We start from the raw sequence: 24,805 nt of genomic DNA, 5'->3' as shown, positions 1-24,805 counted from the left end.
TCGGGGTGTCAGGCACCGAAGACGAGGATGTGGACGGCGCCGACGAGGATGCCCAGGAGCCCACCGTGGGCGTACAGCAGCCAGGCGTCCTGCTCGATGGCCGAGTACAGCATCTCGCCGAACTTGTCGGGCGGCAGCGCCCGGAACTTCTCGGTCGCGAACGTCTCGATCTTCTTGGCCTGCGTCTTGTTGAACCCGGGGTCGTAGAGGACGCTCGGCGCGAAGTCGACCAGCTTGTCGCCGGCGCCGCGTTGCAGGCCTTCGACATCCACGACGCCGAACGAGTTGCGCGCGACGACCAGGTACGGGCCCAGGATGCGCTCGGCCTCTTCACCGACCGCGGACTGGATCAGCGCCCGGGTCTTGTCCGCGCTGGCGCCGTTGAGCAGTTCGTGCGCGAAGTTCTTGACGGTCAGGACCTGTAGCGACAGCATCGTCGCGAGTTCGTGGGCGGCCTGGTGCTGCCGCTTCGCGAAAAGCCCTTGCTTCCAGAGGTATTTGTAACGGGGCTGCGGCTCGCCGGGCTCGAACACCACCTTGATCGCGATGATGTTGACGACGATGCCGATCACGGCGGCGCCGCCGAGCACCCACAGCCAGGTCGGCAGGAAGTGCAGGATCGAGTCGAGGAACCCCGGCAGGTGGATCGCGAAACCGCCATGGGCCGCGGCGTGTTCGCGCGCTTCATCGCTGGAGTAGTAGATCAGCGACAGCCACAGCGCGAGCAGCACACCGAACGGGAAGCCCAGCGCGCCGATGCGCACCATGAAGCGCAGTTCGGGCACCGCCATGCCTTTGATGATGTCCCGCAACACTTCCGGGTTGCGGCGCAGGAAGTTGACGGTCATCAGCTTGACGTTGAGCAGCTGGTCGATGTTCTCACCGATCTTGGCGAAGGCCCGCTTGGAGATGGTCGGCAACTCGGCGTCGACGGTCTGCAGCACCTCGTCCTTCAACGGCTGGGGCAGCGACCGCCACATCTGCGGATGCCGGGCCTCGATGATCTCGGTGGTCAGCCGGCCGATATCCGGCCTGGCCGCCACCGCAATGGCTTTCGCGAGTTTGTCTGGATTGAGTTGTTCGTAGAAGTCCGAGATCTTGCCGATCCGGGCTATGGACGTGTCGACGATGAGGCTGGCCATCTTCTCGGCACGACACGGAATGAATCCCTGGAAACCCAGAATTCCGTTGGGCGCGAAGGTGGGCAGAATCTGGACCTTGCGGGGCAGAAAGGGAAATATCCGTTTCAGGCCCGGCACATAGAAGCCGGTGAACCGGACGGGCGCGAACAACATGATGACGCCGGTCCAGTTGGTGATCAAGCCGGCGATCGCGCTGAAGATCGGCACGCTGATGATGTCGACGACGAATTTCGATTGTCCGGTGAGCTCCTCCCAATCAAGAAAGGGCCCGGCGGCGAGCGTTGTCATGAAATATCCCTGGGCTTGTCGGGGGGGTCGGATCAGTGCTTGGGTTTGTGCGCGGCGGGATCAGGTGGGCCTTTCCCGATGATCTTGTCGCCGCGCTCATCAGTGGCCCATCCCCCGGCGTTGTAGCCGTCGGTGTCGATGCAGACCTCGCAGAACTGTTGGCCGAACTCCGACAGATAGATGCTGCGGTACACGCTGATGGTCTTGGGTATCGCCTCGGTCACCTCGAGCGCGCGTGGTTGCACCTCGAGCAGCGCGTAGCGCCGGTAGTCCGCCACCGGCTCGGACGAAAAGCGCACCAGGCCAAGACGATTGAGGTTCGCGAGATAACGTTGGTCGGCCTCCGGCCACCGGCACCCGGCCATGTCCGCGATCATGTTCACGCCGCTGACGAGCCGCTCCGAGCCGACCTGGAACATCGTCTTCGTCCGGATGTCGATGGACGGCTGGGTGCCCGCGACGGCCAGGAAGCGCAGCATCCGAACCTCGTCCGGTGCCAGCTCACTGAGGATCTGGCCGAATGCCGGATGACGGTGCGCCTGTTTACGTGTCGGCTTCTGCGACTTGGCAATCAGCTCGTCGCCCCAATGGCGTAGCTCGGCGTCGCTGTCGTGCTTCGCGGCCTTCTTGTCCCCGTCGCGATGTTCGGACTTCTTCTTGGCAGTGTCGCCAGAGCTCATCACGCGGCGCACCGGTGTGACGGCAACGCCGAGGACAGCGGCAGGATTCAGCGCCGACTCCGCGGCGCGCTTCAAGCCGCCGAAGAGTCCCGGGTTTTCGACCGGCAATTCGTCCGGTGCCACGACGGGCAGCACAGCGGTTGCGGCAGCGGCATTTTCGTCATCGTCGTCAATATCGCTGTCATCGGCCGGTTCCGGCGACGACGGGATCGCTGCCGGCGCCGGCTGCGTCTCGCGCCCGGGAAGCCGACTCAGAATATTGACGACCTTCAGCAGATCCCCGGCGGCGGCCCGGGTCGATTGCACGGCGGCCGCGATGTCGCGCGCGGTGTCGATACCCAGCTTGGTGAGCGGATCGACCAAGGCGCCCAAGGGATTACTGCTCTGATTTTGATCTTGACCGCGATCGTCGGAAGGCGACGCGCCACGCGCTTTGTCGGATTTTGGATCGTCGCCCATGATTCGCCTCCGTCGGACCGTGCGAGTAATTATCCAAAGGACCGGCTCGCTGATATGCGTTTCGCAGTGATCCAAAAACTACTGACGGCAGCGCAAGCGAACTACGTCGCAAACAGCCAAAGTTCGTACCACACCCAGGGCACGCGTTGTCGACGGTCCACAAATGGCCCGCCGCGACGAATTGTCAGTTCAGAACGGCCTGACCGAACCAGTGGCACAGCAGCAATGCGACCTCGACCTCGATGCGGTCGTCGACGATCGGCGTGCCCCGGCGACTGATCGCGCGGTTCACCCGGTACTTGATCGAATTCGAATGCAGATGCATTTCGTCGGCGGCCGCTTTGAAACTCGAGCCGGTCCGCAGGAACACCCGCAACGTCTCGCGGAGCCGTTCGTCGTTCTCGGTGTCGCTCGCCAGCGGGCCCAGGATTTCGGCCACCCACGCACCGACCGCTCCGACGTTGTCGCCCAGCAGCGTCGCGACAGGCAGCCCTGGGTCGCTCGCCGCGGTGATACGCCGTTCGACCGAACCGGACACGACCGCCACCGCGCGGGCGGCCACCGCCTGTTCATGCGAACGCCGGAACCCTTCGATGCCGGGCAACGGATTACCGAGCGCGATCCACGGCGAATCTTGTTGTGTCGCGGCGAATTCCCGGATCCGATCCGACGCACCCTCGGCGCTGTGCGCGGACAGCGGCAGCCAGACCCACGCGGTGAGATGGTCGACCGACAAGAACAGCGGCGGCTCGTGGGTGCCCAGCGACGAGGCGAGATGGTTGGCGAAACGCTCCATGCGGACGAGCTCGTCGCCGCCGTTGTCATCGGGGTACCACAGCGCCAGCGCGAGGTGCACGCGCTGCAGCGGGTAGCGGATTTCCTCGGTGAGCTCGTCGACGTCACCGCCGGCCGTGGTCAGAATGGCGCGAACCCGCTGCGCCCGCATACTGTTTCGGTTCTCCACCCAGCGGTCGTACTCCTGCTGGTAGGTGGTGAGGACCTGCTGCGAAATCCAGTCGATGTAGCCGAACGCGACGGTCTGGAAGTACTTGAAAACTTCGAGGCCCCACCGCGGATCCATGTCCGAGTCCGCGATCTCGTCGAGCACGAAGTTCATCACTTCCTGGTGGCCCAGCCGGTAGGCGCGTACCACCGCATTTGCGGGAACGCCGCGCTGCGCCATCCGCCTGGCGTGTTCGAGCGACTCCGTCGGCGGGACGACGTCCTCGATCGGGATCCGGTGGCGGATCGAGGCGAAGACGGTCTCGACGTTGGCCGCGACCGTGTGCGCCTGCAGTTCCATCAGTTGCGCATCCTCGCTGAGCTCGGCGATCTCGGTGAGGAGGATCTTCTGGATCGACTGCGTGATGTCACCCAACTTGCCGTCGAGCCCGCCGATCACCTCGGCTGCGCGCGCGACGACGGCACTCTCGTCGACGCGTCGTTCCGGCATGAAACGACCGTAGATCACGCGGCGCCGAAGTTGCTGCAAATCGGGCTTTGTCGCCACACGACAACGACGCTCCGTAAACGCTCCGAGAGTTGGTCGTCCCGAGACGTCGATCGCGGCGGCCGCGGTGAATAGCTTTCGTAAACATCAGACCAACCAGGAGGGCACCGTGACCACTGCCGCCGCAACCGAAGTGGACCTCGCCGCCGTCGACCTTGCCGACCCCGCGGTGTGGGACGACGGTCCGCCGTACGAACTGTTCGCCCGAATGCAACGCGAGGACCCGGTGCACTACAGCCCGCAGCGCAACGTCCCCGGCGAAGGTGGCTTCTGGTCCATCACCCGCTTCGACGACGTGCGCACCGTCAGCCGCGACCACCGCACGTTCTCGTCCGAGAAGCGCGGCATCTTCAACGTCGACGACATCGGTGTGCAGCTGGATGTCCAGCGGCTGCAGCTGATTTCGATGGACCCGCCCCGGCACGACCGGCTCAAGGCCCTCGTCATCAAGGCGTTCACGCCCGAACGCGTCGCGGCCCACGAAGAGGCCATCAAGCAGATCATCAACGACGTCCTCGACAGCGTGGCCGACCGCGAGAGCTTCGACCTGGTCCGCGACGTCGCGCGGCCGGTGCCGGCCCGCGTGATCGGCTCGATGCTCGGCACGCCCGCGGAGGACGACGAGCGCCTCGTCTACTGGACCAACGTGTTCAGCGCGTTCGAGGATCCGGAGATCCGTACGCAGTGGGACGACGCCGGCGCCATCGTCGGCGAGATCATCACGTATCTGGGCGAGCAGATGGCCCAGCGCCGGGACAACCCGCGCGACGACCTGATCACCGCGGTGATGAACGCCGAAATCGACGGCGAGAAGCTCACCGAACTCGAGATGGCCACGTTCTTCACTCTGCTCATGACGGCCGGCAACGACTCGACGCGCGCCACCTACAGCGCGACGATGCTGGCCCTGATGCAGAACCCGGATCAGCTGATCCTGCTGCAGGAGAACCCGGAGCTGCTCGAACCCACCGTCGAGGAGGGCCTGCGCTACGCGCCCGCCTTCGCCTTCATGGGCCGGGCCGCGACCACCGACTTCGAACTGCACGGCAAGCAGATCAAGGAAGGCGACCGGCTGCTCCTGTGGTACCTGGCGTCCAACCGGGACGAGACCGTCTTCGAGAACCCGCACGAGTTCGACATCACCCGCGAGGGGCTGGCGGACACGCACCAGGCCTTCGGCGGCCGCGGCAAGCACTTCTGCCTCGGCGCCAACCTGGCGCGCCTCGAACTGAAGCTGTGGATTCAGGAGACCGTCCGCCGGTTCCCCGACCTCACGCTGGACGGTGACCCGACCCGCGTACGGGCGCTGTTCCTCAACCAGTACAAGTCGATCCCCGTCCGTCGCACGGCGATGAGCCGCTCGGGCGAAGAACAGAGGGCACTGTGAGTAACGCTGCATACCGGGAAGTCGAGGTCGACCTCGAGGTCCGCCGGCGCGAACAATCAGCGGACGGTGTCGTCACGCTGACCCTCGCCGACCCCTCCGGCGCGGACCTGCCCGAGTGGGCCCCCGGCGCTCACATCGACCTGGTCATGTCGCCGTCGCTGACGCGGCAGTACTCCTTGTGCGGCAGCACCGCCAGCCGCACCGAGTGGCAGGTGGGCATCCTGCTCGATCCGAACAGCCGTGGTGGCTCGCAGTACGTCCACGACAAGCTCCACGAGGGCACCACGGTCCGGGTGCGCGGGCCGCGCAACCACTTCGCGCTCGTGAACTCGCCGCGCTACCAGTTCGTCGCCGGCGGTATCGGCATCACGCCGATGCTCCCGATGATCGAGGCCGCCGAGGCCACCGGCGCCGACTGGCAGCTGATCTACGGTGGCAGCGCCCGCTCGTCGATGGCGTACCTGGACGCGCTGGAACGCTTCGGCGACCGCGTGACCATCTGCGCGCGCGACGAGCACGGCGACGCGTTCCGGACCAAGCTGGCGGCGGTGCTGGCGGCGCCGCAAGACAAGACGTTGGTCTACTGCTGTGGGCCCGAGGGCCTGCTCGACGCGGTCGAGAAGGGCTGCCAGGCCTGGCCCGACGGCAGCCTGCACCTCGAGCGCTTCTCGGCGAAGACCATCGAGGAACCGGCCGACGCCCTCGACACGTTCGAGATCGAATGCCAGCGTTCCGGCATCACCCTGACCGTGCCGTCGGACAAGACGATCTACGACGTCGCCGAAGAAGCGGGCCTGGACGTACTGGGGTCGTGCATGGAAGGCGTGTGCGGCACCTGTGAATGCGAAATCATCGCCGGCATCGGCGATCACCGCGACTCCGTGCTCAACGACTCGGAGAAGGCGGAGAACAAAAGCATCATGATCTGCGTCTCGCGCTCCCGGTCCGAAAGGCTGGTGCTCGACCTATGAGAACCAACTACCCGTTGAACTGCTGGTACGTGGCAGCGCTCAGCGCTGAGGTCGGCGCGGGACTGCTGGCCCGGCGTCTGCTGGACAAGCACGTGGTCCTGTACCGCCGCGCGTCCGGTGAAGTGGTCGCCCTGGAGGACCGCTGCGTGCACCGCGCCTATCCCCTGTCGGAGGGCCGGCGGGACGGCGACCGTGTGGTCTGCGGCTATCACGGCTTCAGCTACGAGCCCGACGGCTGTCTGGCCGACGTGCCGTCGCAGGAGAACGTGCCGCCCGGTGCCCGGGTGGCGGCGTACCCGGTCGTCGAGACCGCGCCGTTCGTCTGGATCTGGCTCGGCGAACCGCGCGCCGCCGCCCTGCGCCCACCGCCACGCGTGCCGTGGTACCTGGACGGTACCGGCTGGACCAGCACCACCGAGGTGCTGCGCGTCGAGGCGAATTACCTTCTGCTGCATGAGCATTACCTCGACCTGACCGATGTGTTCGTCACGCATCCCGAGGTCGTGCCGCCGGATATTCAGCAGCTGCCGCCGCTCAACGAGGTCGAGATCTCCGAACGCTCGGTGGCCTACACCCGGTCCACTCCCCCGAGTCGGCTGGCGCCGTGGGAGTCGGCGATCACCGGGTTGCCCGAAGAGTCGGTGGCCACCCGGCGCGAAGAGGGGACCTTCGTGTCCCCCGCGCTGCACACGCAGCACTACGCCATCGAAATCGACGACGGCGAATCCTATGGGCTGTTGCGGATTCACGGGTTCACGCCCGAATCGCCGGGCTCGACGCACGTCTTCCTGCAGATGGCACGCAACTACGCCGGCGCCGAGGACACCGTCACCGAGTACCTGCGGATCATGTTCCACGAGTGGGCCGTTCGCGATGCGGCCATCCTGGAGACGATCCAGCGGCGGCTCGACGAACCCGGTGGCCGCCGGCGCGACATCAACGTCAAGGCCGACCGGGCCGCGATCCGGGCCCGGCGCATCGCCATGGACATGGTCGACGACGAAACCAGCTTTTTCAACTGAGGAGAGCCACATGTCCAACACCGACTATGACGTGATCGTCGTCGGGTCCGGATTCGGCGGCAGCGTCACCGCGCTGCGACTGACCGAGAAGGGCTACCGCGTCGGCGTTCTGGAGGCCGGCCGCCGGTTCACCGACGACCAGTTCCCCAAAACCAGTTGGGACGTCCGGAAATTCGTCTGGGCTCCCAAGCTGGGCTGCTATGGCATTCAGCGCATCCACATGCTGCGCGACGTCGTCATCCTGGCCGGGGCGGGCGTCGGTGGCGGGTCGCTCAACTACGCCAACACGCTCTACAAGCCACCCGCGACGTTCTTCAACGACCCGCAGTGGGCCCACATCACCGACTGGTCCGACGAGCTCTCGCCGTTCTACGACCAGGCCAGGCGCATGCTGGGCGTGGTGATCAACCCGAGCATGACCCCGGCCGACGAGATCATGAAAGCGGTCGCCGAGGACATGGGTGTGGGCGACACGTTCGTCCAGACGCCGGTCGGGGTGTTCTTCGGTGAACCCGGCAAGACCGTGCCCGACCCGTTCTTCGGCGGCGTCGGACCGGACCGCACCGGGTGCATCGAATGCGGCAGCTGCATGACGGGCTGCCGCTACGGCGCCAAGAACACGCTGCTGAAGAACTACCTCGGTCTGGCCGAGAATGCCGGCGCCACAGTGCATCCGCTGACCACGGTCGATTCGGTGCGACAGAGCCCGAGCGGCATCTGGGAGATCGACACCGTGCGCACCGGCCGGACCCTGCGCAAGAACCGTCGGACCTTCACGGCACGGCACGTCGTCCTGGCGGCCGGTACCTGGGGCACGCAGAACCTGCTGCACAAGATGAAGGACAGCGGCACCCTGCCCCAGCTGTCGGACCGCCTCGGCGTGCTCACCCGCACCAACTCCGAATCCATCGTCGGCGCAATGAAATACAAGGTCGATCCGGCGCTGGACCTGACCCGCGGCGTCGCCATCACGTCGTCGTTCCATCCGACCAGCGACACCCACATCGAATCGGTGCGCTACGGCAAGGGCTCCAACGCGATGGGTCTGCTGCAGACGCTGATGACCGACGGCGGCGGCCGGTGGCCGCGCTGGCTGAAGGCGCTCGGCCTGGCCGTAAAGCATCCGCGCGCGCTGCTGCGGGTCCTGACGGTGGGCAATTGGAGTGAGCGCACGGTGATTTCGCTGGTGATGCAGAACCTGGACAACTCGATCACCACGTTCACCAAGCGAGGTCTGCGCGGCCGGCACCTGTCGAGCAAGCAGGGCCACGGCCAGCCCAACCCGACGTGGATCCCGGCCGGCAATGACGCGACCCGCCGGGTTGCACAGAAGATCGACGGTGTGACGGCCGGTACTTGGGGCGAGCTGTTCAACATTCCGATGACCGCGCATTTCCTCGGCGGTTGCGCCATCGGCTCGGATGCCTCGAACGCTGTCATCGATCCGTACCACCGCGTCTACGGCTACCCGACGCTGAGTGTCGTTGACGGGTCGGCGGTTTCGGCGAACCTCGGGGTGAACCCGTCGCTGACCATCACGGCCCAGGCCGAACGTGCGGCGGCGATGTGGCCCAACAAGGGCGAGGAGGACCTGCGTCCCCAGCAGGGCCAGCCCTATCGCCGCGTGGACGCAGTCGCGCCGATCAAACCCGTTGTGCCGGAAGGCGCTCCGGGGGCGCTGCGACTGCCCCTCATCCCGCTCTCCCCGGCCGCGAACGACGCGTAACGGCTACAGCGCGATGTTCAGGTGGTCGGATACGTTGCCGACCATCTGAACATCCGCGACACGTTCGGTGAAGTACCAACCGGCGTCGTCGCGCGCGAACGTATCGGCGTACCGGCCCACCACGATGGGTTGCAGCGGCACCGTTTCGGTCTGCTGCACCACGCAGAACGTCGACCGCGCATGAGCGGTATCGCCGTCGAGTTCGACGATCGGGTTGAGCACCAGATGCCGGGTGCGCGGGGTGTTCCCGTGCTCGGGGAAACGGCGGGTGGTCTCGGCGAACAGCGCCGCGATGGCCTCGGCGCCGGCGACGCCCATGAAGTTGCCGTGCCCCAACAGTTTTCCGACGCCGTCGAAGTCACCGGCGTCGATCAGTTCGGCGTACCGGTACAGCAGCTCGGTGATCTCCAGTTTGTCCGCGGATTCCTGGAGGCTCACGCGATCTGGCCTTTCACCACCGGCAGCCCCGGGTCGCTCGGCACGTCGAGACGCGACGGCTTGGCTCCCGCCGCGATCAGGTGCGCGGCGAACGAGGCGATCATGGCCCCATTGTCGGTGCACAGTCGCGGCCGCGGCACCCGCAGCGTCAAACCGGCCTCGGCGCAACGCTCTTCGGCCAGCTCGCGCAGCCGTGAATTGGCGGCCACACCCCCGGCGATCAGCAGGGTGGACACGCCCAGGTCGGTGGCCGCGCGAACCGCCTTGCGGGTCAACACGTCCGCGACGGCCTCCTGAAAACCGGCGGCGACGTCGGCGTGCGACGCGTCCGGGTGCTTCTCCATGTGGCGGGCGACGGCGGTCTTGAGGCCGGAGAAGCTGAAGGCGTACGGGTCATCTCGCGGGCCGGTCATGCCACGCGGGAACACGATGGCATTCCGGTCGCCCTGGCGGGCCAGCTCGTCGAGCACGCGGCCACCGGGGTAGCCGAGCCCGAGCAGCCGGGCCACCTTGTCGTACGCCTCGCCGGCCGCGTCGTCGACGGTGCTGCCGAGTTCCTCGATCGGCACACCCAGGGATCGCACATGCAGCAGGTGCGTATGACCACCCGACACCAGGAGCCCGACGCTCTCGGGCAGCGGGCCGTGGTCGTAGACGTCGGCGGCCAGATGCCCGCCCAGGTGGTTGACGCCGTAGAACGGCACACCCCACGCGGCCGAATATGCTTTGGCCGCAGCCACACCCACCAACAGTGCACCGGCCAGGCCGGGCCCGATGGTCGCGGCGACAACGTCGGGCCGCTCGATGCCGGCGGCCGCCAGGGCGCGATTCATGGTGGGCCCCAGCGATTCCAGGTGCGCACGCGAGGCGATCTCGGGGACCACGCCGCCGTACCGCGTGTGTTCGTCGACGCTGGAGGCGACCTCGTCGGCCAAGAGCGTCACGGTGCCGTCGTCCCCCAATTCGCAGATGCCGACACCTGTTTCGTCACAAGAACTTTCGATTGCCAAGATGATTGTCATGAGCCTGACTCGCTCCTCACGTCCGCGTCGCCTGACACGCTGCTCACCTGCGCGTCCCGTCGCATGGTGTACGCGTCCGCGCCACTGATCCGGTAATACCGCTTGCGCACACCCATTTTCACGAACCCGACGCTCTCGTACAGGCCGATTGCCGGCTCGTTGTCGGTGCGCACCTCGAGGAACACGGTGCCGCCGTCGGCAATGGCCAACAGCCGGTCCAGCAGTTCGCGGCCGATGCCCTGGCCCTGGTACGCCGGATCGACGCCGATGGTGTGCACCTCGTACTCGAACGGCGGTTTACGGCCCAGCCGGCTGATGCCGGCATACCCCACCAGAAGCCTGCCGTCGCGTGCGGCGACGTAGTGGTTGTGCTCCGAGTCGAGCTCGCGGATGAAGGCGACGGCCGGCCACGGGTCGTCGCCCGGGAACAGGATCGCCTCCAACTCGCCGCACCGGTCGGCGTCACCGACCGTCAGGGGACCGTACTCGATGGTCACGAGAGTCCCCGCTCGGCAAGGGTTTTCGCGTCGGGTCGGCGCAGGTACAGCGGCACCAGCGCGGCGGGCGGCTGGTCCCAGTCGGCGGCGGTCACGAGGCCGGTCACGGTGGGGTACTCGACGTCGAGCGACGGCAACGGGAACAGTGCGGTCTGCGCGGCCGGGCCGGCCACCGAACCCGACCCGGGCTCGACGTCGGCCGCGGCGCTCACCGCCGGTCCGTCGACCCGCACGCCGTCGCGGTACCGCGCCCAGTACACCTCGCGGCGCCGGGCATCGGTGACCACCAACAGTTCTCCGGGAGTCGCCGGGGCGATCGCATCCAGGCTGCACACGCCGTACACCGGGATGCCGAGCGCCTGTCCGTACGCGGCCGCGGTGGCCATGCCGACCCGCAGCCCGGTGAACGGGCCCGGCCCGCAGCCGACGACCACGGCTTCCAGGTCGGCGAACGTGATACCGGCATCGGCAACGGCCGCAATCACATTGGGTGTCAACTGCTCGGCGTGCGCGCGGGCATCGAGGGTGATCCGTTCGGCCAGCACCTCGACGCCGGCCGCGGTACGCCGTGCCACACCGGCGGTGACGGCCGGGGTGGCGGTATCGATGGCGAGAATCATCCACGGCTCCAATGCCAGACAGCGGTACGGGTGTCGTCGTCGGCGCGCTCCAACCGGATGTCCAGATGGCTGGCCGACAATCGCTCGGCCAGACCCTCGCCCCACTCGACGACCACCACGGCGTCGTCGAGGTCGGTGTCGAGGTCGAGCGAGTCGAGTTCTCCGAGCAGGTCGGTGCTGCCCGAATCGAGCAGCCGGTACATGTCGACGTGCACCATCGCGGGGTGTCCGGCACGGCGGGCGGGATGCACCCGCGCCAGCACGTACGACGGCGACGTCACCGCGCCGTCGACATCCATACCCTGCGCAATGCCCTTGGCCAGCATGGTTTTCCCGGCGCCCAGCGGCCCCGTGAGCACCACGACGTCGCCGACCTTGAGTTCGGCGCCGAACCGGGCGCCGAGGGCCATGGTGTCGGCCTCGGTCGGCAGGTGCACGGTGCCGTGCGAATCATCCATTGCGCTTGGCCTTTCCACGCAGATGCCGGGTGAGCGCCACCAACCGTGACGGCGTGGCGTGCTCGACGAAGCGCTCCAGCGCCTCGTTGATCAGTTCGGGTTGCTCCATGTGCACCATGTGCCCCGCCCCTTCGACAATGACGAGCTCGGACTTCGGCAGCTGCCGGGCCATCGCCTCGGACTTGGCCAGTGGGGTGAGCAGATCGTGGTCGCCGCAGGCGATCAGCGTGGGCACGTGCTGCAGGACCGGCAGCGCCCCGGCCTCGTCGTGGGTTTCGAGTGCGTGCAGGAATTCAACGGTCGTGCGGATCGACGTATTGTGCGTCATCTTCTCGACGTACCGCGCCACCGACGGGCTGACCGCGTCGTCACCGAACGACGCGGCCTTGAGCACCGGGCCGATGACGGCCTTCGCCGCGCCACGGCCCGCACTGACCGCGCCGGGCGCGAACCGCACTGCGACTTTCGCCGCCTCCAGCGCCGGGTTCTGCAGCACCTCACCCAATGGCGAACGGGTAACCCCTTGTGCCGCAGAGGCGAGGATGGCGACGCCGCACACGCGCGCCGGGTAGTTGTGCGGAAACTGCCGGGCGTGGGACAGCACCGTCATGCCGCCCATCGAGTGACCGACCAGCACCACGGGCCCGCGCGGCGCCATCACCCGCATCACCGATTCGAGGTCCTGCCCCAGTTGCGGGACGGTGTACGAGTCGGTCGGGCCCGCCGAGGACCTGCCGTGACCGCGCTGGTCGTAGAACACCATGCGGACCTGGTCGCCCCACCGCTCGGCCAGCCGGGCCCGCTGAAAGTGGAAGGAGCCCATGCTGTTACAGAAACCGTGCGCGAAGAGCACCGTCAACCGGGCGTCTTTCGGGCCGACCTCACGCACCGCCAGCGGCACGCCGTCGGTGGCCGTCACCACGTACCCACGGTCGGCGTCGAGCGTGGTGAAATCCTCACCCGCGTAAGGATCTTCACCGCCACGGCGGCGCAGCGAGCGGGCGACGCTGATCCCGGCGACCGAACCCACGGCCGTGAGCCCGGCCATGCCCGCCAGCCACCGGGCATTCCTGTTGTCGCTCATGGACGTCAGCCCGTCGACTCGCGATAGGTCCGGGCGATCCGGCCCCGCGGGCTGGTGACGACCTCGTAGTTGATGGTGCCGAGCAGTTCGGCCCAGTCCTGCGCCGTCGGCTCGCCGGAGGCACCCGATCCGAACAGCACCGCCTCGTCGCCCACCTCGACACCGGCACCGTCGGGTCCGAGGTCAACGACGAACTGGTCCATACAGATTCGGCCGATGTTGCGGTAGCGGGCGCCGTTGATGCTGACGTCGATGCGCCCGCTCAGGCTGCGGAAAACCCCGTCGGCGTAGCCGAGCGGGATCAACCCGACGGTGGTGTCGCGGTCGGCGATCCAGGTGTGCCCGTAGGACACGCCGTCGCCGGCTTTGATCGAACGCACCGCGGTGACAGGGCATTTCAGCGTCATGACGGGCCGCAGGCCGAAATCACCGAGCGCGGGGATCGGCGTCTGCCCGTAGACCGCGATACCCGGCCGCACCACATCGAAATGCAGATCGGGCCGCGTCAGGGTCGCGGGCGAGTTGGCCAGATGCGCCACTTCGAAGTGCACGCCGGCCGCCGCGGCCTGTTTCCGCGCGGCGGTGAGGCGCTCGGCCTGGGTGTCGTTCATCGGGTGCTGCGGGTCGTCGCCGCATGCGAGGTGACTCATGATGCCGCGGGGGTGCACCGCGCCGTCTGCCGCGGCCCGGGCGATGGCGTCGAGCAGGGCCGGGTATTCGGCGGGGCTGACGCCGTTGCGGCTGAGGCCGGTGTCGACCTTGACGGTGAGCGTCGCCGGCACACCGCTGCGGCGCACGCCGTCGAGCACGTCGTCGAACTGCCGTACCGACGCCACCGCCACCTGCACATCGGCGGCCAGCGCGGGAGCGAAGTCGGTACCGGGCAGGTTCAGCCAGGACAGCACGGGCGCGGTGATGCCGGCCTCCCGCAGTGCCAGCGCCTCGGTGATGTTGGTGACGCCCAGCTCGGCGGCCCCGGCCGCCAGGGCGGCACGCGCCACCTGTGGCGCACCGTGCCCGTAACCGTCGGCCTTGACCACCGCCATCACCGCGGCGCTGCCTGCGTGTTCCCGCAGAAGCCGCACGTTATGCGCAATTGCGCCCAGGTCGATGACGGCCTGGGCAGCAGGTTGAGGGTCGGGCGAACTCATATCGCCTCCGATTCTCCCAGACGCCCGCTGGTCCGCGTCGAGCCTGAGCTTGTGCACCACATTTTCCGGAGATCTGGAACACAAGCTCAGGTTCGTCCCCTAGTGGGCGAACGGCTGCACGTCGTCGAACTGGCCCTTCGGTTTGAGTTCGTCGAGGCTGTTCAGCACGGTGGTCAGGTCGTCGCGCAGGGCACGGGCCAGGTCCGCCGAGAAGCCCTCACGCACCACCACACGCAGCACTGCGATGTCCGTCGCACCCTCGGGCATGGTGTACGCCGGCACCTGCCAGCCGTAGGCACGCAGCGCGTGTGACACGTCGAATTCGGTGTAGGGCCGCTTGCCCTTGAGCCGGCAGGCGATCACCGGGATGGCCGAGCCGTCGGTGATGACCTCGAAGTGTTCGCTGCCCCGCAGCTCGTCACCGATCCAGCGGGCGGTGTCCGACAGGCAGCGCATGATCTGCGTGTAGCCGGCCCGTCCGAGGCGCAGGAAGTTGTAGTACTGGCCGACCACCTGATTGCCGGGCCGCGAGAAATTCAGGGTGAAGGTCGGCATGTCGCCGCCCAGGTAGTTGACCCGGAAGACGAGGTCCTCGGGCAGGTGTTCCTTGCTGCGCCAGACCACGAAACCGATGCCCGGGTACGTCAGCCCGTACTTGTGGCCGCTGACGTTGATCGAGACCACGCGCGGCAGCCGGAAATCCCAATGCAGGTCTGGGTGCAGGAACGGCACCACGAAACCACCGCTGGCGGCGTCGACGTGGACTGGGATGTCCAGGCCCTTCTCCTGCGCGAGCTGATCGAGCGCCGCGCAGATCTCGGCGATGGGTTCCAGCTCACCGGTGAAGGTGGTGCCCAGGATGCCCACCACGCCGATGGTGTCCTCGTCGACATTGGCGAGCACCTGCTCCGGGGTGATGACGTAGCGGTCCTCGGCCATCGGCAGGTACCGCGGCTCGACGTCGAAGTAACGGCAGAACTTTTCCCAAACCACCTGGACGTTGGAGCCCATCACCAGGTTGGGGGTGCGCCCCTTCCAGTCGCCCACCTTCTCGCGCCACCGCCACTTGAGCGCCAGGCCGGCCAGCATGACAGCCTCGCTGGAACCGATGGTCGAGACCCCGCAGGCCGACGACGGGTCGTCGTCGCGCAGGTCTTCGGCGTGGAAGAGGTCGGCGACCATGGACACGCAGCGGGACTCGATGGCCGCGGTCGCCGGGTATTCGTCCTTGTCGATCATGTTCTTGTCGAACGTCTCGGCCATCAGCTTCTCGGCCTCGGGGTCCATCCACGTGGTGACGAACGTCGCGAGGTTCAGTCGGGAACTGCCGTCGAGCATCAGCTCGTCGTGGATGAAGCGGTACGCGGCCTGCGGGTCCAGCGGGTCGTCGGGCAGACGCAACGATGGGACCGGCGCGGTGGACAACCGACCGGTGTACGCAGGACTCATGATCGGTCCATGAACATGCTTGCGCGACATACTGATTCCCCCTTGGTTAGAGCGATGCGACGGCGGCCCGGACATGGGCCAGGATGCGGTGCGCCGATGTGGGCGCGGGGTTGGGACCGGGGTCGGCTGCGGACAGGCCCGCCGCACGGGCATGCACGAAGGCCGCCATCGCGGCGGCCTCACCCGGTGCGATGCCCGACGCCAGCAGCGCACCGATGATGCCGGACAGGACGTCGCCGGATCCGGCTGTGGCAGCCCAGGATTGGCCGGCGGGATTGAGATAGGTGGCGCCGTCCGATTCGGCGATGATGGTGACGTTGCCCTTCAACAGGACGGTGGCGCCCAGACGTTCGGCCAGTTCGCGGGTAGCGGTCACCCGGTCGGGTCCGGGCGGATGTCCTGCGAGCCGGGCGAATTCACCGGCATGGGGCGTCAGCACCGTCGGCGCCGCCCGGTCCGCCACGAGGTCGAGGTCGGCGGCCAACAAGGTCAGCGCATCGGCGTCGACGATCACGGGCAGGTCGGTGTCCAGCGCGAACCGCAGCGCGTCGTCGCCGGCGGTGTCGGTACCGAGCCCGGGGCCGACCACCCACGCCTGGACCCGTCCCGCAGCCGTCATATCCGCCGCCGCAACGACTTCCGGCCAGTGCGACACCACTTCGGCGTGCGCGGAGCCGGCGTAACGGACCATGCCCGAGGTCGCGGCGACGGCGGCGCCGCTGCTCAGGATCGCTGCGCCCGGATACGTCGCCGACCCGGCAAGCACACCCGTGACGCCTTGGCTGTACTTGTCGTCCGACGGGTGCGGCACCGGCCAGCGGGCGCGGACGTCGTGCGCTTCGAATCCGAGGAATGCCGGTTCGGGCAGGTCGAGTCCGATGTCGATCAGTTCGACGCGGCCGCAGTCCGCCAGTCCGTGCACGGGTTTGAGCCCGCCGAAGGTGACGGTCAGCGCGGCGTGCACATGGGCGCCGTCGGTGGCGCCGGTCTGGACGTCGATGCCGCTGGGGAGGTCGACGGCGACGACGGGCGCGGTGTTGGCCGCGAAGACCGTCGCGGCATTGGGCCGTAGCGGCCCGGTGGCGCCGATGCCGACAACGCCGTCGATCACCAAATCGGTTGACGGCGGAATGCTTTCAACTACTCTGCCGCCGGCTTTTCGGAATGCGGCCAGCGCCTTCGGGTGGGTGCGGTCCGGGTTCAGGAGCACCGCTGTTGCGGCCGCACCGCGGCGGCGCAGGAACGTCGCCGCCCAGAGCGCGTCGCCGCCGTTGTCGCCGGAGCCCGCCACCGCACAGACGCTGCGCCCGCTCACGCCGCCGGTGCGGGCCTTGAGTTCGGTGGCGATCGCCGTCGCCAACCCGTATGCCGCCCGGCGCATGAGCACGCCATCGGGCAGCGAAGCCAACAGCGGCGCCTCGGCCGCGCGGATCTGCTCGGCGGTGTAGTAGTGCCGCATAGCTCGAAGGTTACGCACATCCGCCCCGCGGGGGTTGGCATGTGCGTCAAATTCGGGTGCCGAGCATGAGCGGGTGTGCGAACTTCTGTGGATTTTTCGCACACCCGCTCATGTTCGGCGCGGATAACATCCCGCCATGACCTACGGCTATTCGCCGCTGCCACCGGCCAAGCCCCCGCTCTCGAGCGGCGACCTCGCCGCCTCGATCAGCGCGCTGGTGCTCACCTACGTCGGCGGCGGCGTGGCCGCGTTCTTCGCGGTGTTCGCGTTGGCGTTCACCGACTACTGTCCGCCGGCGACCTGTCACATCGACGCCGGGATCAACGTCATGGCAGCGGGTTTCATCGCCGCCATGGTGGTGGCATTGGCCGGCACGGTCGTCACAGTCATCCGACTGGTGAAGCGCCTGCGCGCCTGGCCTTTTGCCGTCGGCACGCTGGGGTTGTGTGCCGTCCTGTGTGTGCTGGCGATCGGCGGCTACATCGCCGCCGTCGGCGGCTGAGACTCAGACGAGAACCGCGCTGGGCTCCACCGTCACCTTGATGGCCTCGCCGTTCTGGACGATCGAGAACGCATCGAGAACCTCGTCGAGGGCGATGTGCCGGGTGATCAAGTCCTTCACCGGAACCTGACCGGTTGAGATGTAGTGCAGCGCCCGCTTATTGTGCTCGGGCGCAGATCCGTTGGCGCCGTGGATGTGCAGCTGGCGGTAGTGCACCACGTTGGAATCGCAGGTGATCGTCGGATTGGTCTTGGGCAGGCCGCCGAAGAACGAGATGCGGCCGTTGCGCGCGGCCATCGCGATGGCCTGCTCCTGCGTGATGTTGGCGGCGGTCGCGGTGATCACCACATCGGCGCCGCGGCCTCCGGTCAGTTCCATGACCTTCTCGACGACGTCGACCTCCGCCGCGTTGATCACCGCATCGGGGTGGACGGCATCGGCGGACATCGCCAGGCGGGCGTCGTTGACGTCCACGAGGTACACCGGCCCGCAGTCGTGCACACCACGGGCGATGCGGATGTGCATGCACCCGATGGGACCGGCACCGAACACGACGACGGTGTCACCCGGCTCGATGCCGAGCAGATCCTGGGCATTGATGGCGCACGCGAAGGGTTCCGCGGCCGACGCCTCGTCGTAGCCGACGTTGTCCGGAATCCGGTTCAGCCCATCGACTTTGAGTACCCGGCGCGGCACGATCATGTACTCGGCGAATCCGCCGTCGTACTGGTAGCCCATCGAAGTCTGGTTCTGGCATACCGCCATCCAGCCCTTGCGGCACTCGTGGCACTCCCCGCACGGGACCGCGGCGATCACCTGAACCCGGTCGCCCTCGGCCCACTCGGTGCCGTAGGTGGCGTTCACGTCGGCGCCCACCTCGACGATGTCGCCGGCGATCTCGTGCCCGATGGTCCGCGGCGGGGTCAGGTTCTGGTGCCCGTTGTGCAGGATCTTGACGTCCGTGCCGCAGGTCGAACAGTTGCGTACCCGGATCTTGATCTCGTCGGGTCCGCATACCGGCTCGGGCACATCTTCGAGCCGGACGTCCTCGGGTGCGTAGTAGCGCAGCGCTTTCATGGCGTTCCTTCCGGTTCTCCGGCCTCGCCGGCAAGTGTGTCGTGGTTCACTCTGCGCCCACTCTAACGGCAATTCGGGCATAAATCCAAACTTTTCTCTGCCCATTTTTGCCCATTTGCTTGCCATCCTGCCCATTTGTGGGCTTTACTCATAACCACACGGTGATGTGACGGGCATCACCTTCGCGGCCGGTCAAGGTGGAGGTCCAGCACAGTGAACGCAACTACGGAAACACCGCAGCGCGCCAGTCTGCGCGTGCGGGTTCAGCAGCTCGGCACCGCACTGTCGAACATGGTCATGCCGAACATCGGCGCCTTCATCGCCTGGGGCCTGATCACCGCACTGTTCATCAAGACCGGCTGGCTACCCGGCCTCTTTCACTCGCTGCAGAACCCGGACGGCTGGGTGGCCCACATCGGCGGCTGGGGCGCCTACGAAAAGGGCGGCATCGTCGGGCCGATGATCACCTACCTGCTGCCGATCCTCATCGGATCCACCGGCGGGCGAATGGTGTACGGAACCCGCGGAGCCGTCGTCGGTGCCATCACCACCATGGGCGTGGTTGCCGGGTCCGATGTTCCGATGTTCATGGGCGCAATGATCATGGGGCCCTTGGGCGGCTGGGTCATCAAGAAGCTGGATGCCTTGTGGGACGGCAAGATCCGCCCCGGCTTCGAGATGCTGGTGAACAACTTCTCGGCCGGCATCGCCGGCCTGGTGCTGGCCGTCATCGGATTCTTCGGTGTCGGCCCGGTGGTATCGGCGTTCACCCGCGGCGCCGGCCACGGCGTCGACTTCCTCGTCGGCCACGACCTGCTGCCGCTGACCTCGATCTTCATCGAGCCCGCCAAGGTGCTCTTCCTCAACAACGCCATCAACCATGGCGTGCTCACTCCCCTGGGTACCACGCAGGCGCTCGCCACCGGCAAATCCGTGCTGTTCCTATTGGAAGCCAATCCGGGCCCCGGTCTGGGAATCCTGTTGGCGTTCATGGTGTTCGGCCGCGGCGCCGCCAAGGCATCCGCACCGGGCGCCGCCATCATCCAGTTCCTCGGCGGCATCCACGAGATCTACTTCCCGTACGTGCTGATGAAGCCGAAGCTGATCGCCGCCACCATCCTGGGCGGGATGACGGGCGTCTTCATCAACGTGCTGTTCGGCTCCGGCCTGCGCGCGCCCGCCGCGCCCGGGTCGATCATCGCCGTCTACGCCCAGACCGCGTCCGGCAGCTACCTCGGCGTCACGCTGTCGGTGCTGGGGGCGGCCGCAGTCTCGTTCGCGGTTGCCTCCGTGCTACTCAAGACCGACCGCGCCACCGACGAGCCCGACCTGGCTGCCGCCACCGCCGAGATGGAGGCACTGAAGGGCAAGCGCTCCAGCGTGGCCTCGGCACTGGTCGGCAGCTCCGCGTCGGCTCCCATCACCAATATCGTGTTCGCGTGTGATGCCGGCATGGGATCGTCCGCGATGGGAGCCTCGGTGCTGCGCAAGAAGATTCGCGACGCCGGCTTCACCGGCGTGACGGTCGTCAACCAGGCCATCTCCAACCTGACCGACACCTACGGGTTGGCCGTCACCCACCGTGATCTCACCGAGCGCGCCCGACAGAAGACCCCGTCGGCCATCCATGTCTCGGTCGACGACTTCATGAACTCGCCGCGCTACGACGAAATCCTGGAACTACTGGGACGTACCAACGGCGCCCCTGGGTCCTCGGCCGAATCTGCCACGGCGCCAACCGAACCCACGACCGGTTCCGACGTTGTGCTGTCGCTCGACTCGATCGTGCTGGCCGGCTCGGCCACCACCGCCGAGGCCGCCATCACCGAGGCCGGCAACCTGCTGGTCTCCGCGCAGGCCGTCGACGTCTCGTATGTCGACGCCATGCACGAGCGGGAGAAGTCCGTGTCGACGTACATGGGCAACGGCCTGGCGATCCCGCACGGCACCAACGATGCCAAGAGCGCGATCCGGCATTCCGGGATCTCGTTCGTCCGCTATCCCGAACCCATCGACTGGAACGGCAAGCCCGCCGAGTTCGTGGTGGGCATCGCCGGCGCCGGCAAGGACCACATGGCGCTTCTCACCCGGATCGCCCAGGTGTTCCTCAACAAGGACGAGGTGGAGCGGCTGCGCCGTGCCAGCACGCCCGAGGAGGTCCGGGCGGTGCTGAGCGAAGCGCGGTAGACGACGGGCGCCAGAATGTCATCCGTGGATTCAGACAGCCGCCAGCGCCAGATCGTCGAGTTCGCCCGTACCCGTGGGCGGGTCGAGGTGCTGGCGCTGGCCGAAGAACTGAACGTGGCGTCGGAGACCATCCGCCGCGACCTGAAGGTGCTGGCCGGGCGGCGCATGCTCAAGCGGGTCCACGGCGGAGCCATCCCGCTGGAGACGGCGGCATTCGAATCGACGGTCGAGTACCGCAGTCAGGTCGACCTGGCCCAGAAGCACCGGATCGCGGCCGCAGCCGCGGATCTGCTGCATGGAGCCGAAACCGTTTATCTGGATGAGGGTTTCACTCCGCGACTGATCGCCGAACAACTGGCGGATCAGCAGCTGACGGTGGTGACGTCGTCGTTGCTGGCAGCCGAAGCGCTGGCCCACAGCGAGACCGTGACGGTGTTACTGCTCGGTGGACGCATGCGCGGGAGAACCCTGGCCACGGTGGACAACTGGGCCGTCGAGCGCTTACGCAGCCTCGTCATCGACGTCGCGTACCTCGGCACCAACGGCATCACGCCCGAGCACGGACTGACCACCCCGGACCCCGCCGTGGCCGCGGTCAAACAGACCGCGGTGTCGGTCGCGATGCGGCGGATCCTGGTGGCCGCCGATTCCAAATTCGGCGAGACGAGCTTCTGCCGGTTCGCCGACGTGTCCGACTTCGAAGCAATCGTCACCGGTACGGAACTGCCGGCCGCCGAGGCGGCCCGTTATGAAGCGCTAGGGCCTTCGGTGGTGCGCGCGTAAGCGTTGCGATCGAGTCGATCCCGCAGGGCCGACGGGCCGCCGGGTCGGGGTGTCGACGTGTATCGCTGCATCGGTTCGCGGGCGTGCCCGGCTGAGCACATGCGCTACCCGGCCGAGTTGGCGCCCAACCTTTCCGGGCGGTTCGCGCGATGCGCTAGGCAGTTGCAAGGCTCGAGCTTGAGGGCCCAACTGCCTTCACCACGAACAGCCGAACCGTCACCGATCTCCTGATGTAGGCCGAAAAACTCCTTGTTGTTCGAACGTATGTTCGATACAATTGGGCATGGGAATCACACCGGATCTCAACGCTCTTCTCGAGCGCCTGCGTGACGTGGACGTCCCCGACGACGTGTCCAGGGACGACGCGGTGGCGGCGCTGGCGTGCGTGATGAAACTGCGCAATGTGGCCGATCATCTGGCGGCGATGCTGACCGGGGTGCTGGACCGCTGTGGTGCCGCGGCGGCGCAGGGCCGGACGCCACGGGAGTTGTTGATGGCGTTGGGGTGTGCGCCGTCGGTGGCGCAGCGGCTGGTCCGGGTATCGGGAGCCTTGCCGGCGTTGCCCACGCTCGCGGCCCATGCCGCGGATGGGGCGATCTCCGGTGAGCATGTGGATGCGATCGTCAAGGGCATCAACCACATCCGCGCCCGCGCACCCGGTGAGGTCGACGAGGAAGCCCGGTACCAGCAGGTGACCGATCTGCTGGGACAGTTCTTCTCCGGGGCCACCCCCGCCGACATCGACAAACGCGCCCGCCGGCTGGGCAACCGCCATGCCGCAGCGGAAGGTGGCCTGCCGGCTGCCGAGGACCGGTCGATCAATACCGCCGACCACCGCGTCACCAGCGACGGCCGGGTCCAGATCCGGGCGGACCTGGACGCCGAAGTCGGGGCCAAATACATCGCGGCGATCGAACAAGGATCAGCGCCGCGGCCCGAACCCGACGGCACCCCCGACACCCGCACGGCGGGCAGGCGGCGGGCCGACGCGCTGGAAGCGGTGCTGGACATCGCCGCCCGCGGCGGCGACACCGCGTCCGCGCCGCGCACGCAGCTACTGGTGACGGTGCCCGCCGACGCCCCAGACCTGGCGGCGTTGGAATTCATCGGGTCGATCAGCACCATGACCCTGGAACGAATCTGCTGCGACACCACCGTCACCACGATCATCGTCGACGGCGAACACGTACCCCTCGATATGGGGCGCGAGAAACGTTTGTTCCCGGCGCACCTGCGCAAAGCGCTGTATTTGCGGGATCAGTGCTGCATCAAATGCGGCGCCCCACCCGGACGCACCCACGCCCACCACATCATCCACTGGACCCACCACGGTGAGACATCACTAGCCAACGGGTGCCTGCTGTGCCCGGCCTGCCACGCCAACGTCCACCACGACGGCTGGGATGTGGTCATGGGACTGGACAAACACCCCTGGCTCATCCCACCCGCGGCCGTCGACCCACACCGAAAACCGATACCCGCCTACAACCGCCGCACCATGCGCCTCGACACAGCCGCATAACACGCAAAGCGTTGCGTACCTTGACAACTCAACAGTGACAACGGCAATCACGGGCCTGCTGCTTTTCAACGGCAGGAGGAAAGCAGCAGGCCCGCACCCGGAGGATCACGAACAGTTCACCGCGATGTCCGCACCGCGTCAGGCATCGGCGGCAGGTAGCTGACGGCATTGCCGCCGCCGCGCTTGGCCACGAACATCGCCTCGTCGGCACGGGCGACCAGATCGCCGAGCAGTTCCGCGTGGTCACACCCGGATTCGGCGAAGTGCGTGATCGCCGCGGCGGTGATCCCGATACTCGCCGTGATCGGCGCGTGGTCGTCGCGGCCGCACAACGCGACCCGGATCCGGTCGGCCACGGCCACCCAGTCCCCCGGCTGCAGGACGTCGACGACGACGAACTCCTCGCCCCCGACACGCGCTACCAGCGCGCCGCCGTGCACGGAGGACTCCAGTCGCCAGGCGCAGCGGACCAGCACCTCGTCGCCGACGCTGTGGCCGAACCGGTCGTTGACGATCTTGAACCGGTCGAGGTCGATCACGATCACCACGACGTCGGCCGCGCGCTTGCGGTGGCCGCGCAGCAGGTCGTCGATGTGGAGATTGAGACCGCGGCGGTTCAGCAATCCGGTCAGTGGGTCGTTCGAGGCCTCGTTGGCCTCGTTGCGCAGGGCCCAGATACCGAAGTGGGCGGCGATCGGCGCCACCGCGAGCGCCCCGCCGGACAGCAGCTTCACGAACGCCAGGACTGGATCGCCGCCGCCGATGATCGCGATCTCGACAGACATCGCTGCGATCGACGACACCGCCCAACAACTATGTACGGCAAGCGCTTTGGGGCCGTCGAAGAAGATGATGTAGAACGACACCAGCAGCAGCGCACTCAGCCCGAACATGCCGGACAGCACCTTCTGGTTGAGCAGGGTGACCACGGTGACGCCGATGTCGACGTTGATGAGGAACGCGTGCGACACCCGGTACGACGGCCACGGCCGCAGCCACCACACCCAGCTCCACACGTACATCGCCGTGATGAAGACGATGGACACGGCCCGCACGACCGCGCCCGCGGGTTCATCGCCGGACCACTGGGCGATCATGACGATGAGGCCGACCATGCCGACGCCGAGCCCGACGAGGAACTGGATCAGCCCGGTCAGCGACCGCTTGGCGAAGTACTCGACCTGCGCCTCGTAATCGGTCGGCGTATGCCACCATTCGCGGACCATCCGGACCGTGGCGTGACGCGCAGCAGCATCCAGCAACAATCCACGGCCCTCACAATGGACACCTTCGACTGACCCTCAACCCGCATCCAACCATTTCCACAGCTAATATTTCAGCAGAATGTGCGGATATGGTTGACCTGCGTTT

Annotated in this window: 22 protein-coding genes; 8 read left to right on the top strand and 14 right to left on the bottom strand. The window is 67.2% G+C overall.

The window, feature by feature from the left end; genetic code table 11:
* Positions 1-8: 8 nt before the first annotated feature.
* From VXD91_RS21705 to VXD91_RS21695, 3 genes are all read right to left on the bottom strand, one after another.
* The gene (locus VXD91_RS21705; protein WP_064982618.1) at positions 9-1,430 is read right to left on the bottom strand and encodes a hypothetical protein; all 1,422 of its coding nucleotides are present in this window, start codon (positions 1,428-1,430) and stop codon (positions 9-11) included.
* A 32-nt stretch (positions 1,431-1,462) separates the two neighbouring features.
* Positions 1,463-2,569, bottom strand: coding sequence for an Abi-alpha family protein (locus VXD91_RS21700; RefSeq protein WP_212806841.1), 1,107 nt, complete (start codon positions 2,567-2,569; stop codon positions 1,463-1,465).
* Between the two features lie 184 nt (positions 2,570-2,753).
* Positions 2,754-4,022 (bottom strand): helix-turn-helix domain-containing protein, encoded by a 1,269-nt coding sequence (locus VXD91_RS21695; protein ID WP_346416371.1) that lies wholly within the window; start codon positions 4,020-4,022, stop codon positions 2,754-2,756.
* Positions 4,023-4,188: 166 nt separating this feature from the next.
* On the opposite strand from VXD91_RS21695, the gene VXD91_RS21690 reads away from it, so the two are divergent.
* Genes VXD91_RS21690 through VXD91_RS21675 form a run of 4 tightly spaced genes read left to right on the top strand, consistent with a single transcriptional unit; the run spans position 4,189 to position 9,185 of the window.
* Positions 4,189-5,466, top strand: a complete 1,278-nt coding sequence (locus VXD91_RS21690; protein WP_346416370.1) for a cytochrome P450 — start codon at positions 4,189-4,191, stop codon at positions 5,464-5,466.
* On the top strand, positions 5,463-6,437 hold the full coding sequence (locus VXD91_RS21685) for a PDR/VanB family oxidoreductase (protein ID WP_346416369.1): 975 nt from the start codon (positions 5,463-5,465) through the stop codon (positions 6,435-6,437). The genes VXD91_RS21690 and VXD91_RS21685 overlap by 4 nt, the downstream gene beginning before the upstream one ends.
* The gene (locus tag VXD91_RS21680; protein ID WP_346416368.1) at positions 6,434-7,459 is read left to right on the top strand and encodes a Rieske 2Fe-2S domain-containing protein; all 1,026 of its coding nucleotides are present in this window, start codon (positions 6,434-6,436) and stop codon (positions 7,457-7,459) included. The genes VXD91_RS21685 and VXD91_RS21680 overlap by 4 nt, the downstream gene beginning before the upstream one ends.
* A 10-nt stretch (positions 7,460-7,469) precedes the next feature.
* Positions 7,470-9,185: a GMC family oxidoreductase gene (locus VXD91_RS21675; protein WP_346416367.1), complete on the top strand. Its 1,716-nt coding sequence runs from the start codon at positions 7,470-7,472 to the stop codon at positions 9,183-9,185.
* A gap of 3 nt (positions 9,186-9,188) precedes the next feature.
* Here the strand turns inward: VXD91_RS21675 and VXD91_RS21670 are convergent, their stop codons facing one another.
* The 9 genes from VXD91_RS21670 to VXD91_RS21630 form a co-directional block, all read right to left on the bottom strand.
* Complete coding sequence (locus tag VXD91_RS21670) at positions 9,189-9,623, bottom strand: nuclear transport factor 2 family protein (protein ID WP_346416366.1); 435 nt, start codon at positions 9,621-9,623, stop codon at positions 9,189-9,191.
* Complete coding sequence (gene tsaD, locus VXD91_RS21665; protein WP_346416365.1) at positions 9,620-10,645, bottom strand: tRNA (adenosine(37)-N6)-threonylcarbamoyltransferase complex transferase subunit TsaD; 1,026 nt, start codon at positions 10,643-10,645, stop codon at positions 9,620-9,622. The genes VXD91_RS21670 and tsaD overlap by 4 nt, the downstream gene beginning before the upstream one ends.
* Complete coding sequence (gene rimI, locus VXD91_RS21660) at positions 10,642-11,142, bottom strand: ribosomal protein S18-alanine N-acetyltransferase (protein WP_212806845.1); 501 nt, start codon at positions 11,140-11,142, stop codon at positions 10,642-10,644. Before rimI ends, tsaD begins: the two co-directional genes overlap by 4 nt.
* Positions 11,139-11,762: a tRNA (adenosine(37)-N6)-threonylcarbamoyltransferase complex dimerization subunit type 1 TsaB gene (tsaB, locus tag VXD91_RS21655; RefSeq protein ID WP_346416364.1), complete on the bottom strand. Its 624-nt coding sequence runs from the start codon at positions 11,760-11,762 to the stop codon at positions 11,139-11,141. The genes rimI and tsaB overlap by 4 nt, the downstream gene beginning before the upstream one ends.
* Positions 11,759-12,220, bottom strand: a complete 462-nt coding sequence (gene tsaE, locus VXD91_RS21650) for a tRNA (adenosine(37)-N6)-threonylcarbamoyltransferase complex ATPase subunit type 1 TsaE (protein ID WP_020102514.1) — start codon at positions 12,218-12,220, stop codon at positions 11,759-11,761. Before tsaE ends, tsaB begins: the two co-directional genes overlap by 4 nt.
* The gene (locus tag VXD91_RS21645) at positions 12,213-13,304 is read right to left on the bottom strand and encodes an alpha/beta hydrolase (protein ID WP_064859886.1); all 1,092 of its coding nucleotides are present in this window, start codon (positions 13,302-13,304) and stop codon (positions 12,213-12,215) included. The genes tsaE and VXD91_RS21645 overlap by 8 nt, the downstream gene beginning before the upstream one ends.
* Positions 13,305-13,309: 5 nt before the next feature.
* The gene (gene alr, locus VXD91_RS21640) at positions 13,310-14,455 is read right to left on the bottom strand and encodes an alanine racemase (protein ID WP_346416363.1); all 1,146 of its coding nucleotides are present in this window, start codon (positions 14,453-14,455) and stop codon (positions 13,310-13,312) included.
* A 99-nt stretch (positions 14,456-14,554) separates the two neighbouring features.
* The gene (locus VXD91_RS21635; protein ID WP_212806849.1) at positions 14,555-15,934 is read right to left on the bottom strand and encodes a glutamate decarboxylase; all 1,380 of its coding nucleotides are present in this window, start codon (positions 15,932-15,934) and stop codon (positions 14,555-14,557) included.
* Between the two features lie 16 nt (positions 15,935-15,950).
* The gene (locus VXD91_RS21630) at positions 15,951-17,363 is read right to left on the bottom strand and encodes an NAD(P)H-hydrate dehydratase (RefSeq protein WP_346416362.1); all 1,413 of its coding nucleotides are present in this window, start codon (positions 17,361-17,363) and stop codon (positions 15,951-15,953) included.
* Between the two features lie 136 nt (positions 17,364-17,499).
* Here VXD91_RS21630 and VXD91_RS21625 point away from each other — a divergent pair, with 136 nt between their 5' ends.
* Positions 17,500-17,865 carry a hypothetical protein gene (locus tag VXD91_RS21625; protein WP_346416361.1) on the top strand — a complete coding sequence of 122 codons (366 nt, stop codon included), beginning with the start codon at positions 17,500-17,502 and terminating at the stop codon, positions 17,863-17,865.
* Positions 17,866-17,868: 3 nt separating this feature from the next.
* On the opposite strand, the gene VXD91_RS21620 is transcribed toward VXD91_RS21625, so the two are convergent.
* A complete protein-coding gene (locus VXD91_RS21620; RefSeq protein WP_346416360.1) occupies positions 17,869-18,942 on the bottom strand; it encodes a zinc-dependent dehydrogenase in 1,074 nt (357 codons plus the stop codon).
* A 213-nt stretch (positions 18,943-19,155) separates the two neighbouring features.
* Here VXD91_RS21620 and VXD91_RS21615 point away from each other — a divergent pair, with 213 nt between their 5' ends.
* From VXD91_RS21615 to VXD91_RS21605, 3 genes are all read left to right on the top strand, one after another.
* Entirely contained in the window at positions 19,156-21,129 is a 1,974-nt protein-coding gene (locus tag VXD91_RS21615) for a PTS mannitol transporter subunit IICBA (protein WP_346416359.1), read from the top strand.
* A gap of 24 nt (positions 21,130-21,153) precedes the next feature.
* The gene (locus VXD91_RS21610; RefSeq protein WP_346416358.1) at positions 21,154-21,912 is read left to right on the top strand and encodes a DeoR/GlpR family DNA-binding transcription regulator; all 759 of its coding nucleotides are present in this window, start codon (positions 21,154-21,156) and stop codon (positions 21,910-21,912) included.
* A gap of 283 nt (positions 21,913-22,195) precedes the next feature.
* Positions 22,196-23,434 carry a DUF222 domain-containing protein gene (locus tag VXD91_RS21605; RefSeq protein WP_346416357.1) on the top strand — a complete coding sequence of 413 codons (1,239 nt, stop codon included), beginning with the start codon at positions 22,196-22,198 and terminating at the stop codon, positions 23,432-23,434.
* Between the two features lie 116 nt (positions 23,435-23,550).
* Here VXD91_RS21605 and VXD91_RS21600 read toward each other — a convergent pair whose 3' ends face one another.
* Positions 23,551-24,696: a GGDEF domain-containing protein gene (locus tag VXD91_RS21600; protein ID WP_346416356.1), complete on the bottom strand. Its 1,146-nt coding sequence runs from the start codon at positions 24,694-24,696 to the stop codon at positions 23,551-23,553.
* Positions 24,697-24,805: the final 109 nt, after the last annotated feature.

It is taken from the genome of Mycobacterium sp. SM3041 (genome assembly GCF_039668335.1).
Taxonomy (GTDB): Bacteria; Actinomycetota; Actinomycetes; order Mycobacteriales; family Mycobacteriaceae; genus Mycobacterium.
This window is presented reverse-complemented; position numbering and strand designations above follow the sequence as displayed.